The organism is Bradyrhizobium sacchari (genome assembly GCF_002068095.1).
Lineage (GTDB): Bacteria > Pseudomonadota > Alphaproteobacteria > Rhizobiales > Xanthobacteraceae > Bradyrhizobium > Bradyrhizobium sacchari.
The window spans coordinates 207,000-219,457 of the sequence record NZ_LWIG01000001.1; the positions used below are offsets into that span (position 1 = coordinate 207,000).

The 12,458-nt window shown below is 64.4% G+C and carries 11 protein-coding genes and 1 pseudogene; 5 read left to right on the plus strand and 7 right to left on the minus strand.

The window, feature by feature from the left end; genetic code table 11:
* Positions 1-10: 10 nt before the first annotated feature.
* From A5906_RS00980 to A5906_RS00990, 3 genes are all read right to left on the minus strand, one after another.
* The gene (locus A5906_RS00980; protein ID WP_080133433.1) at positions 11-1,207 is read right to left on the minus strand and encodes a PepSY-associated TM helix domain-containing protein; all 1,197 of its coding nucleotides are present in this window, start codon (positions 1,205-1,207) and stop codon (positions 11-13) included.
* Positions 1,208-1,209: 2 nt separating this feature from the next.
* Positions 1,210-3,552, minus strand: a complete 2,343-nt coding sequence (locus tag A5906_RS00985; RefSeq protein WP_080133434.1) for a TonB-dependent siderophore receptor — start codon at positions 3,550-3,552, stop codon at positions 1,210-1,212.
* Positions 3,553-3,755: 203 nt separating this feature from the next.
* Complete coding sequence (locus A5906_RS00990; RefSeq protein ID WP_080133995.1) at positions 3,756-4,640, minus strand: dihydrodipicolinate synthase family protein; 885 nt, start codon at positions 4,638-4,640, stop codon at positions 3,756-3,758.
* A gap of 179 nt (positions 4,641-4,819) precedes the next feature.
* Between A5906_RS00990 and A5906_RS00995 the strand changes: the two genes are divergently transcribed.
* Together A5906_RS00995 and A5906_RS01000 are read left to right on the plus strand one after the other, a co-directional pair.
* Positions 4,820-6,232 (plus strand): FAD-binding oxidoreductase, encoded by a 1,413-nt coding sequence (locus A5906_RS00995; RefSeq protein ID WP_080133435.1) that lies wholly within the window; start codon positions 4,820-4,822, stop codon positions 6,230-6,232.
* A gap of 12 nt (positions 6,233-6,244) precedes the next feature.
* Complete coding sequence (locus tag A5906_RS01000) at positions 6,245-6,940, plus strand: GntR family transcriptional regulator (protein ID WP_080133436.1); 696 nt, start codon at positions 6,245-6,247, stop codon at positions 6,938-6,940.
* A gap of 6 nt (positions 6,941-6,946) precedes the next feature.
* Here the strand turns inward: A5906_RS01000 and A5906_RS42825 are convergent, their stop codons facing one another.
* Positions 6,947-7,111 carry a hypothetical protein gene (locus A5906_RS42825; protein ID WP_167523457.1) on the minus strand — a complete coding sequence of 55 codons (165 nt, stop codon included), beginning with the start codon at positions 7,109-7,111 and terminating at the stop codon, positions 6,947-6,949.
* A 294-nt stretch (positions 7,112-7,405) separates the two neighbouring features.
* Here A5906_RS42825 and A5906_RS01005 point away from each other — a divergent pair, with 294 nt between their 5' ends.
* A complete protein-coding gene (locus A5906_RS01005; protein WP_080133437.1) occupies positions 7,406-9,427 on the plus strand; it encodes a YgiQ family radical SAM protein in 2,022 nt (673 codons plus the stop codon).
* Positions 9,428-10,125: 698 nt separating this feature from the next.
* Here the strand turns inward: A5906_RS01005 and A5906_RS01010 are convergent.
* On the minus strand, positions 10,126-10,707 hold the full coding sequence (locus A5906_RS01010; RefSeq protein WP_080133438.1) for a DUF1349 domain-containing protein: 582 nt from the start codon (positions 10,705-10,707) through the stop codon (positions 10,126-10,128).
* A gap of 113 nt (positions 10,708-10,820) precedes the next feature.
* A complete protein-coding gene (locus A5906_RS40900) occupies positions 10,821-11,294 on the minus strand; it encodes a hypothetical protein (protein ID WP_136614859.1) in 474 nt (157 codons plus the stop codon).
* A 72-nt stretch (positions 11,295-11,366) separates the two neighbouring features.
* Here A5906_RS40900 and A5906_RS01015 point away from each other — a divergent pair, with 72 nt between their 5' ends.
* Positions 11,367-11,708: a DUF1236 domain-containing protein gene (locus A5906_RS01015; RefSeq protein WP_080133439.1), complete on the plus strand. Its 342-nt coding sequence runs from the start codon at positions 11,367-11,369 to the stop codon at positions 11,706-11,708.
* Positions 11,709-11,771: 63 nt separating this feature from the next.
* A complete protein-coding gene (locus A5906_RS01020; protein WP_080133440.1) occupies positions 11,772-12,194 on the plus strand; it encodes a hypothetical protein in 423 nt (140 codons plus the stop codon).
* Between the two features lie 82 nt (positions 12,195-12,276).
* On the opposite strand, the pseudogene A5906_RS43620 reads toward A5906_RS01020, so the two are convergent.
* Positions 12,277-12,458 (minus strand): annotated as a pseudogene (locus tag A5906_RS43620) (hypothetical protein); the annotation flags it as partial.

Consider the following 12,458-nt stretch of genomic DNA (forward strand, 5'->3'; position numbering starts at 1 on the left):
GTCCCAGTGCTCACTCGCCCGGGACGAGCCGCCCGAGTGGCGGTTGCGCAGGCCGCCGCAGCCTGCGGCGCGACAGGTAAAGCAGGACCCCGGTGACCGCGAACAGCGGCATCAAGCCCGCGGCAACCATGAACGCGAGCTTGCCCGGCCAGCCCAGGATCGCGCCGCGATGGATGTCGTAGATGGCGGCGATTGTCTTCTCGCCGAACGTCTTGTCGAGATAGCGCTCCGCGGAAACCAGCTGACCGGTGACGGCGTCGATACGAAACTCGTCGCGGGTGGCCTCGAGCGTCATGTCCTTCGCCCACGACCGGATCCGTATCACCGTGCCCGGGCCGGCCGGCAGTGTCAGCAGGGCGCTGGAGAAGCGGTCGCCCTCTTCGCGTCGGAACATCATCCATGCACGGTCGAATCCGATCGGCTGGGCCGGCTCAGAGGAAACAGATGCACGCGGAGCCTTTGCGGACATCCTGGGCTGCATCTTCGCGGCAGCGACCTCCGGACGTGACAGCAGCCAAACCATCCCGTCCTTGTACCAGTCGAACGAGTACCACAGCCCGGTCAGCGCCATCACGAGATAGACCGGAAGGACCCAGGTTCCGACAACCGCATGCAGCGACCGATGCAGGCCGCGTCCGCCGAGACCGAGGTTGGGCTTGAGCCACATCTTCGCGCTGCTGGCGCGGCGTGGCCAGCGCAGCACGAGGCCCGACACCAGCATGACGATCAGGCCGAGCGCGACAACGCCCGTGATCTGCCGCCCCCATCCCTTGGCGTCGCCGGGGATCAGCAGCCAGCGATGCAGCCTGCGCACGGTCGCGAAAAACTCCTCGCCGCGCGGCGTCCCGAGCACGCGCGCGTCGTAGGGATCGACATAGAGGGACGTCGGCCGCGTGCCCTGCTCGTCGCGGGCGAAGCGGACATGCACCGTGGCGGCCGGATCGCTGGACAGCGTCACCGCCGAGACCTTGCCGAGATCCTGCCCTGCCTTCAGCCGGGCGACCAGTTCATCCGGCATCAACGCGGGCGCCCGGCGCGGCGCGACCTGCATGAGGCCGGCGTTAAGGCCATCGACGATCTCGTCCTCGAAGCTCATCACCGCGCCGGTCAGTGCGATCAGGGCAAGCAGCAGCGCGACCACCAGGCCCACGATGGAATGGACCTGAAGCAGGACGGCCTTGATGGTGTGCCCGAGCCGCGCTGCCATGGCTAGAACTTCACCGTCGCCGACAGCGAGAAGCGCCGGGCATCGCCGATGGCGACGTTCAAGGCGTTTCCGGTGGTGGACGTATAGTAGAGCTTGTCGAACAGGTTCTTGACGTTGAACTGATAGGTCACCGGCAGATTGTCGATCTTCGTGTCGTAAGTCGCAAAGACGTCGGCGACCGTATAGGCCGGCATGAAGAAGTTGTTGGCGGAGTCGCCCGGCCGGTCTCCGACGTAGTGCGCCCCGCCGCCGAGCCGCAGACGGCCGGGCAGCCTGTCGCCGAAATCGTAGACGAGATAGAGCGAAGCCGTGTTCATCGCGGCGTTCAGCAATTTTGCATTGCCGACGGTGGGATCATTGATCAGCCGCGCATCGGTATAGCCGTAACTTCCGATCACACTCCATTCATCGGTCAGCCGGCCGGTGACATCCAGTTCGACACCGCGCGACCGCGCCGCGCCAGAGGTGCGCGCCGCCGACTTGCCGCCGCCGATGTCATCTATCACCAGTACGTTCTTCTTCTGGATGTCGTAGACGGCCAAAGTGCCCGACAGGCGCTTGTTGACGTCGAACTTCAGGCCGGTCTCCCACTGCGTTCCTTCCTCAGGCGCAAAGCTGGAGTCGACGACGAAGCCGGTGGGAGCACCGGAGAAAAGTGCGATGGTCGAGGTCGGTTTCAAGGACTGCGTGTAGCTCACGTAATACGACAGCTGGTCGTTCAGCTTGACGATGACGCCGCCGAGCGGCAGCACCTTGTCGCCCGCCAGATTTGTGTTCGTGATGAATTTCGGCCGGCCCTTTCCAGCGAGCTGCTCGTATTCCATCCAGCGCACGCCGCCGACCACCGACAGCCAGTTGGTCAGATGGAACGTATCCTGGGCGAAGAACCCGCGGGTGCCGAGCTTGTCGGTCTGCTCGCTGTCGGTTGCAGAGATGGTCGTGCCCGGCGTGACCAGCCCATAGACCGGGTTGTAGAAATTGAAGCTCGGGGTCGCCTGGCGGATCAGGTCGTGGCGATCGATGGTGCGATACAGCGCCTCGCCCCCGAACAGGATTTCGTTGCGGAAGCCGCCCACCCAGACGTCACCCTGCAGATACGAGGTGCCGTAACTGGCATTGCTGAGGGAATTCTGCGTGCCGTCGTTGCTGCGGGTCTCGACGCCGGTCTTGGCGTTGACGCCAGTGATGCGAAGCTGATTGGCGCTGTAGGTCTCGGTGTTGTAGCTGTAGGCTGCCGTGACCTTCCAATTGTCGTCGAGCTTCTGCTCGACCGAGCCCTGTATCAGGTCGGAGGTGCCCCACATGTTGTTGAAGGGCTCGTCGAGCCGGCGCGTCTTCGGAATCGCGAGCGGAGCGCCGTCGACGAAGGCGGTGCCGCGGTCGAACGGATAGATGAATTCGCGGTGCTCATAGGTGAGCTGCACCGTCGTGGTGTCGCCGTACCAGGCCAGCGACGGGTTCACCAGCATTTCCCTGTGGCGGCCGAAATTGCGCCAATAGTCCTCGCTGACGCCGTAGCCGATGAAGCGATAGGCGAGACCGCCGTCGCCGATCGGTCCGGTGATGTCGAGCGTGCCGTCGGCGCCGCTTCGGTTGTTCGCGTAAGTCGAGCCGAGCAGCGTGACCGAGCCGTGCTGATAGAGCTCCGGACGCTTGCTGATGGTGTTGACGATGCCGCCGGGGTCCATGATGCCGTAGAGCAGCGAGGCCGGCCCCTTCAGCACCTCGACGCTATCGACCGCGGCATTGAGGCTGCGGCCCTGCACCAGCGGCATGCCGTTGCGCATGATCGAACCGTCGCGGTTGTCGCCGAAGCCGCGCCGGATCACGGCGTCCTGGGTGCCGGCGAGCGTGTTGGTCTGGGTGATACCGGAGATATTGACGAGCGCGTCGTCGATGTTGCGCGGGAGCTGGTCCTTCAACACTTGCGCAGGAACGACGTTGACGGACTGCGAAGTATCGAGCGGCGAGGCGCCGCTGCGCAGCGTGCTCGAGCTCGGCATCGCACGATAGCCGAGCTTGGCGGCCTGTTGCGCGGCGGCTTCGGCGGCCGCGCGCTCGGACAGCGTCGGCGCCGCAGGCGCGGGATTGGGGCTGGTCTGGCGACGCGGCGCCGCCTGCGTGCGGCGTGAAGACTGGTCCGATGCACGGGCCGGCTTCGGCCGCGGCGCCGGCGCTTCCACCGTCACCGGCGGCAATGCCGATTGCGCCTGCGCGCTCGTCGTGTTGGAGGGGCTTTCGGCAAGCAAGACGGCCGCACCGATGAGAAGACCTGCCCGGCTCTTGCCGGCACGAGTTCGATGACCGCTGTCGCGTCGGCCATCCACGAAGGCACGCACTTTCATTCCACTTCAAGTCAAGAACGTTGAAGTGTGCGCCTGTAACAGTCGCCGCGATCGAAGAGAACCGTAGCCGGGCTTGAATCGCTCTAGTGTTGAATCGTTCTAAACCAGGTCGAGCGCCGAGCATCAATCTCCGATTGATCTCGTCAAAATCGCGGCACGCTGCCCCCGAATTCGCGACAGCGTGTCGGGACGCCGTCGCGATCTCACGCGATAGCGGGAGCCACCAGTTCGTCGAGCTTCCGCTTGAGCGCGGTGCCGTCGGACAGGGCGCGGAGCGGCGGACGCACGCGCAGCCAGCTTGCATCACCGGTCTGCGCCGCAAGGATCGCCTTCAGCGTCGTGAGGAAGGACGGCGATTTCACCACGATGTCGATCGCCGCCTGCATCCGCGCTTCGACGTCCTTGCCGTCGATCATCGCCATGACCAGTTCCGGCGCGATGTTGGCCATGCCGCAGATGGTGCCGGCGCCGCCGGCGGCGATCGCGCGGGTGATATCGACCTCGTTGCCGACGGTGACGGCAAGCTCCGGCGCGGCGGCGCGGAACGCCTGAAACTGCTTGAAGTCGCCGCTGGAGTCTTTCAGACCGGCGACCACCCTGCCGTAACGTTTGCGCAGGCTCGCAGCCACACTGGTCGGGATCGCAACGCCCGAGATCTGCGGGATGTGATAGAGATAGGCGCGCAGGCGATCGTCGCCGACGCCGTCAATGATCGCAGCGAAGGCGTCCTCGATGCCTTCGGCGGTGACGCTGCGGTCGAAATAGGGCGGCAGCAACAGGACGTGACGCAGGCCAAGGCCGAGCACGGCGCGTGTCAGTGCGATGCTGTCGCTGATGGCGGGAAAGCCGCCGCCGATGCCGATGCGCTCCGGCGCAACGCCGGCCTTGAGCACGGCTTCGATGGTCGCAACGCGCTCGGCGGCATTGAAAGAGGTGCCCTCGCCGGTCGTGCCGAACAGCACGACGCCGTCGACGCCCTTGCTGAAGAGCTGCTTGGCGTGCGCGGCGAGCTTTGCGGAGTCCACGCTGCCGTCCGTCGCCAGCGGCGTCGCCGACGCCACCCAGAACCCGCGAATCGCCTCCGTCATCACACCACCCTTTGCTGCGGCCGCCGACTAAGCCACTGATCCCTCGAGATCTTCTCTGTCGGGCGGAGCCGTGTTTTTGCTTTACTTTCCATCTTGTACCTTACATACAAGAAGGATGCAAATCCCTGCCGCGACAGGCGCGCCCGCGGGGCGCAGCCGGATCCTGAAGGAGGTCTCGCATGGACATGGTCACACCCGTTGCGCATCCCGACCAAGCGCTCGGCGCGTTGCGCGATCGGCTCGGCGCGGCCGCCGTGCTGGTTGGCGCGGACGTGCCGGCGCGCAATTGCAACGACTGGAGCGCGAGCCTGCCGCAGACGCCGCGTGCGGTGATCCGCCCGCTTGATGCACAGGGCGTTGCCGATGCGATCCTGACCTGCCGCCAGACGCGCCTGCCGTTCGTGCCGCAGGGCGGCTTGACCGGGCTTTGCCGGGGCGCCTCGCCCGAAGCCGGCTGGGTCGCGATCTCGCTGGAGCGCATGACCGGCATCGAGGAGGTCGATCGCGCGTCGATGACGATGACGGTGAAGGCGGGCACGCCGCTGGAGACGATCCAGAAGGCCGCCGACGAGGCCGGCTTGTTCTTTCCTCTCGACCTCGGCTCGCGAGGCTCCTGCGCCATCGGCGGCAACCTCTCCACAAATGCGGGTGGCAATCGCGTCATCCGCTACGGCATGACGCGCGAGCTGGTGCTGGGCCTCGAGGTGGTGCTGCCGGACGGCACCATCATCACCAATCTCAACAAGCTGATGAAGAACAATGCCGGCTACGATCTGAAGCATCTTTTCATCGGCTCGGAAGGCACGCTCGGCATCATCACCCGCGTGGTGCTGAAGCTGTTCCCAAAGCCGCGCTCGACCATGGCCGCGCTCTGCGCTCTGAAAGACTATGCGGCAGTGATCGCGCTGCTCGATGCCGCGCGTGCGGGGCTCGGCCCGCTGCTGTCCGCCTTCGAGGTGATGTGGCCGGACTATTGGGACGTCATCACGAATCGCGCCGGCGTGAAGCCGCCGGTCGCGGCAGGCCAGGGCCTCTACGTGCTGGTGGAGGCGCAAGGCACCGACGAGAGCATCGATGCGCCGCGCTTCCAGAGCTGGCTCGAGGAGCTGATGGAGCGCGGGCTGCTGGCCGATGCCGCGGTGGCGCAATCGCTGGCGCAGGCGCAAGCCTTCTGGCGCGTGCGAGACATCTGCGCCGAGTTCGGCCAGGTGCTGGGTCCGCACATCTCCTACGACATCGGCCTCGCGGTGGCACGGATGGACGAGTTCGTCGCGCGCTGCAAGGTGGCGCTGGCCGCCGGCATCAAGGGCTGCGAGAGCGTCTATTACGGCCATATCGGCGACGGCAATCTGCATCTGGTCTCCTGGGTCACCGGCCTCTCCGTCGAGCGGCAGCCGAAGGAGGAGATGGACGCGATCATCTATGGTCTCGTCCGCGAGATGGGCGGCAGCGTCTCCGCCGAGCACGGCATCGGCACGCTGAAGAAGAAGTGGCTGGGTCACGCCAGGAGCGAAGCCGAGATCGCGCTGATGCGGACGCTGAAGGCGGCGCTCGATCCCGATCATCTGCTCAACCCCGGCAAGGTGATCTGAGCGGGAACGCGCATGCGATCGCTCAAGCTCGATACGCCGAAATCGCTGTCGCAGCGGGTGCTGCAGCGGCTACGGCAGGCGATCATCGACGGCGAGTTCGCGCTGGGTGCGGCGATCTCGGAAGAGATGGTGGCAAATTCCTTCGGCGTCAGCCGCACGCCGGTGCGCGAGGCGATGGGGCAGTTGCAGGCGCAGGGACTCGTGGTGATCCGTCCGCAGGTCGGCAGCTTTGTTTTCACCCCGAGCGCGGACGACATTACCGCGCTCTGCACGTTCCGCTGCGCGCTCGAGCCCAAGGCGGCCGAGCTTGCCTTTCGCCACGATCGCGCCGGCACGATCGCCGCGATGAACGATGCGATCTCAGCGATGGAGCCCGCCATCGAGGCCAGGGACAACATCGCCTATGGGCGCGCCGACGCCGCGTTTCACGAGGCGCTGTTCGCCCATTGCGGCAACCGCTATCTCGTCGAATCCTATCACCTCGTCTCCGGCCGCGTCGCCGCGCTCCGCACCAACCTAACCTCGCCGATCGACGTCAGGACACGCACCTCGTTCGACGAGCATCGCAAGCTGCTCGAGCTGTTCGCGCGCGGCGAGCTCGCAGCTTTCGAACAGCTGATGACGACGCACATCACCAATTCGGGCGTGGTCTATGCCAAGGCCTTGAAAGTGGACGCGCTGAAAGTGGACGCACTGAAGGCGGATTGAGCGCTTCTACCGCTGGTCCCTCGACCCCGGCCTGTCCAGGAAGTCCAGCGCGGTGTTGATCTGCTCGAGCTGGTGCTCGATCCTGTCGCGGTCCTCGACGACCTGCGCCTTCTCGAGTTCCTCCACGAGCTTCTGCTTTCGCGCCAGTAAGTTCTCTATGACCGTACTCACAAGCCCCCCATCGCCCCGAAGCGAGCATCGGGGCAGAAATCCCGCCAGCGGCGCTGGCGCCGGGATTGTCGAAGCGCGCGCGAGCGAGGGCCCGCGCGGACGCCTAGGTCAGAATGTTCGCGGAGGCCGTTGGTTCCTGCGAATGAACCACACGGCGGGATGTTGGAGGCGTCAGATCAGGCCCGTCCGCGCGGCTGACGCTGCTGAATTGCGCGCCACCGGGGAACCTTAATCCGCGAGGGCGGCATAGCGGCCGGTTGAATTCGGGGGCGCGGGGTCCTATGCGTAGGCGCCATGGACACCCAGATGATCACCGCCGAAAAGCCCCTGATGGCCCAGGCTCGGCCGCGCAAGCCCGCGCCGTTCCTCCCGATGAGCCGCGCCGAGATGGATGCGCTCGGCTGGGATGCCTGCGACATCGTGCTGGTGACCGGGGACGCCTATGTCGACCATCCCAGCTTCGGGATGGCGATCATCGGCCGCCTGCTGGAGGCGCAGGGATTCAGGGTCGGCATCATCGCGCAGCCGGACTGGCATTCGGCCGAACCCTTCAAGGCGCTTGGCAAGCCAAAAGTGTTCTTCGGCGTCACCGGCGGCAACATGGATTCCATGGTGAACCGCTACACCGCGGATCGCCGCATCCGCAGCGACGATGCCTATACGGCCGGCGGCGAAGGCGGCAAGCGGCCGGACCGCTGCACCATCGTCTACGCCCAGCGCTGCCGCGAGGCATTCAAGGACGTTCCCGTCGTGCTCGGCGGCATCGAGGCCTCGCTGCGCCGGATCGCGCATTACGATTACTGGTCGGACAAGGTGCGCCGCTCGGTGCTGGCCGACGCCAAGGCGGACCTGCTGCTCTACGGCAATGCCGAGCGCGCCGTCGTCGAAGTCGCGCAGCGGCTTGCTGCCGGTGAAGCGCCGCGCGAGCTTGACGACATCAGAGGCGTCGCGCTGTTCCGCCGCGTGCCTGAAGGCTATTCCGAGCTGCACGCCGACGATCTCGATTCCGCCGACGAGGGCGCAACGCGCCAGAAGGGTGCGACCGTGATCCGGCTCCCGGCGCTGGAGCAGGTCGAGCAGGACAAGGAAGCCTATGCCCGCGCGTCACGCGTGCTGCACCGGGAGAGCAACCCCGGCAATGCGCGGCCGCTGGTGCAGCGTCATGGCGATCGCGACTTGTGGCTCAACCCGCCGCCGATCCCGCTCACGACTGAAGAGATGGACGCGGTCTACGACCTGCCTTACGCACGCGCCCCACATCCCTCTTATGGCGATGCACGAATCCCCGCCTGGGAGATGATCAAATTCTCGGTGACGATCATGCGCGGCTGCTTTGGTGGCTGCACCTTCTGCTCGATCACCGAGCACGAGGGCCGCATCATCCAGAACCGCTCTGAGGGTTCTATTTTGCGCGAGATCGAAAAGATCCGCGACAGGACGCCGGGCTTCACCGGCGTGATCTCCGACATCGGCGGCCCCACCGCCAACATGTACCGGATGGCGTGCAAGGACCCGAAGGTCGAGGCGGCGTGCCGCAGGCCGTCCTGCGTCTTCCCGGAGATCTGCCCGAACCTCAACACCTCGCATGACGACCTCATCAGGCTCTATCGCAAGGTGCGCGAGACCAAGGGCATCAAGAAGGTGATGGTCGCCTCCGGCGTGCGCTATGACCTCGCGGTCGAGAGCCCCGAATACATCAAGGAGCTCGTCACCCATCACGTTGGCGGCTACCTCAAGATCGCGCCGGAGCATACCGAGCGCGGCCCGCTCGACAAGATGATGAAACCGGGCATCGGTGCCTACAACAAGTTCAAGCGGATGTTCGACGAGGCGGCCGAGCGGGCCGGTAAGAAATATTACCTGATCCCCTATTTCATCGCGGCGCATCCGGGCACGACTGACGAGGACATGATGAACCTCGCGCTCTGGCTCAAGAAAAACCGCTATCGCGCCGACCAGGTGCAGACCTTCCTGCCCTCGCCGATGGCAACGGCGACCGCGATGTACCACACCGGCGTCAATCCGTTGCGCGGCGTGCGCCACGGCGGCAGCGACAAGGTCGAGGCGATCAAGGGCCTGCGCCAGCGCCGCCTGCACAAGGCATTCCTGCGCTACCACGATCCCGACAACTGGCCGGTGCTGCGCGAGGCCTTGATCGAGATGGGCCGCCGCGACCTGATCGGCTCGCAGCCCCACCAGCTCGTCCCCGCGCACCAGCCGCCCGGCACCGGCAAGGCCGCCGGCACCAAGCGCCCCGTTCGCCCCGGCGGCAAGACGCAGCGCTTCACGACCAAGGGCCTGCGGGTGATGAAGTAGCGGGCGCGAGCCCGATGCTTTCGTGCCTCCCAAACAAAAATATTCGAAAACAACCCCATGCACAGTAGCCGGCCCTAACGGGATCAATGGTTTAGACGTCCTGCGAAGACGTTTGTCCCGTCGGGCCAACAATCGTTGCGCCGTCGGGCAAAACAGGCGCATGATGGCATGATCGGGCACGTGCGATAGAGCGAGCCCGGTCTCCGCCCGCATCGTTATCCTCGAGCTTCACACCGCGTCCCGCGCGAAGCGCAGTTACGCGCCCGTTCAACGTGTTGGAGAGGATGCTTCCCGGCAATCAGCGCGCTGCGGCGTACCCAGTAACTCCAGGCGCTCCAGGGCGTGCACTCATCAATCGAGCAGCCCCTCAAGCAGGCCATGGCCGTTCTAACTTCGAAACCGGACATGGCCGGTTCGCCTCTGGAGGTCAGTAAGGGGTCGATTCTGTTGAAAAAGTCCTTGCCGCCGTTGAGCCCCATTTTTTAGAGCCACTAGTGCGTTTTTCCCGGTCAGACAGGGCGGACCACATCAACTTGCACAAAATTCTCTCAGCGACTTTCTTCTTCGCTTGAGGAGCGCGTTCTCAGTAGAAATCAGAGAGAGCAAGCTTTTGCGAGAATTTTGCGTTGGCAGTATTTTCGACTTTTTCAACAGAATCGGCCAGAAGCGGACGTCGACCTCGCTTTCGCCCATGCTGCTCATTCTAGATCATGAAGTTCTCTGCCAAGCGGCGGCTGCAGCCGAAAATCTGAAAAGGCGACCGCTAGCCCGGACCGCTCCGGCGTGCAGGCCATAGGTCCAACAAGATAGGAAAAACTTTTGGCGAATGGCGCAAGCCGCATCAGAGGCCACATCTTTCCATCGCTCGAGGCCTGCAAGCGAAGAACGCCATGCGCGACCGTGACGCGCAGTCGGAAGTCACTAGCGTCATGCTCATATGGTGCTGTCGCCCAGTCCGATTGCCCGGCAGTCAGCACGCTCGACAGCATGGCGCGCCCGTCCGAAAATTCGATCCCCGCCTTGAGCCAGCAACGTTCGTCTACACGCACCATCAGGCCCGCTTGATCGTAGAGCGCTTTGAAATCACCTTGAACGCGGAGTTCAGCCGTAAACGCATCTCCCGCCTGAAAAGCGAGGAAATGTCCGCTATCGCGGATAAAGCCGTAATGAGTTTCGCGCCAAAAATCAGTGGCTTGGTCTGTTTCCAGCTCAAGGTAATTGTCCTTTCCGGACCATTTTTTCGGCTCGTTCAACCAAACGCCGTCAGACCTACCAAACATCCCGTCTGCTCCATCTGAACAAGGTGGCACCCCGAACGAGTAACCACGTGCGAAGGTTTTCGTGCTCGGCACAATGCGGTGCACCTTTTTAGGCACAACTCGGCTGACCGCCTTCAGGTCCGGTTTGGGTCAACCTGCGAAGAACTCAGGTTGAGCAAATCTGGTCCGCTCTGGCGCGACGAACGGACCTCCGTTAGACGCGGTGCAACTCCGCTGGGCCAAAAGCCGCCTTCAGCGCGCTCCGCGACTTCGCACTGAACTGACAATTTCCGATGGGCGCCCTGAAGTTCTTCGAGATGCCGGGCGAAGACCTTCACCGAAAAGGCGGTGCTGAGCCAGACAATGTTGATCGAGCCCAGAACGCGCGCGCCATCGGCAAGGGAAACAGCAATTGCGATTTCCGCATGCGGCGTTGCCACACCAACCCCCGACATGGGTGACTCTCGCAGAAGTGCGAGCACGCGGCTGCGCCATCTGAATACGAAGACGCGATCGTTGTCGGGCCGCGGTCGGTCATCAAGTTCTGCTTCACCATGGCTGTCTCCGCTGGGATCGAGCCCATGCGCTCGGGAAAAATAGGCAGACATCCTCTGTTTTCCCGGAACCCTGCCCTCATTCGCGGGTTCTCGCATGCCGCATATGGCGGCGAGGAGAACAACATGAGCAAGCTTCTACTGACGACCGCACTGGCCGCGCTCATCTCGACGGGCGCGATGGCGCAGTCGACGGCCGTCACCACCGGCACTGGTCACGGGGCCGCCGTGCAGATCGAGCCGGAATACCGCACGAAGATCCGCACCTACGTCACCGAGCACAAGGTTCGTCCGGTGCAGACCCGCGAGAAAATCGTGGTTGGTCAGCCCGTGCCGCGCGAAGTCGAACTCGAGGCGGTGCCCGCCGATTGGGGTCCTTCGCTCACCAATTACCGCTATGTCTACTCGGGCGAGCGCGTGATGCTGGTCGATCCCTCGACGCGCACGGTCGTCCAGGAGATCGACTAAGCCTTCCCGGCGGGTCGCTGAANCCCCGCCGATTTCTGAATCCTTCCTTGCGAGCGGCCGTCCATGCCGATCATCCGATACTTCGTCTTCGTCGGGGCGCTGCTGCTGGCGCTGCTCATCGCTGCGGACCGATACCTGCCGGTCCCCCTCGAGCGCGCGGGCCCGTCCGATCCAGACCGGACCATCATCCGGATCGTCTCGGCGCGCACGCTTCCGGAGAAGATCGTGTTCGACACGCGTCCGCGTGCCGATTTGCCGACAATAGCGCAGGCGGATCCGCTTCCTGAAGAACCCCGGCAGCAAGTGCGAGAGGCCATGGCCGCCATGCCTCCACCACCTTCCGTGGAGGTCAGGAAAGAAGCGCCGGCTCGCGCCTCCGCAGCAGTCCGCCCGCATCCGAAGCGCTCGGCCAAGCTACAGAGAAAGACACTTGACCGGCGTCTCGCCTTCGAGCGGGCCGATTCATTTGCCGGCGGATGGTGGTGACGTAATGCTGGCGCGTTATGCTGAAAAGGAAAAGGCCGCGCCTTCGAGGCTGCGGCCTTCGTCGACTTCGGGCGGGCTGCTCTCACCAGTGCCGGTAGTGCCGATGCCAATGGTGCCGAACAACCGGATAGGAGCCGCTGTAATAGGCGTAGGCTGGCCGCACGACACGGCGATAACGATAACCGTAGGAGACGGGCGCCGTGTAGTAGGTCGTGGTGTAGCCGCCGCCCCAGCGATACGGCTCGTCATAGTCGTATGCGTAGG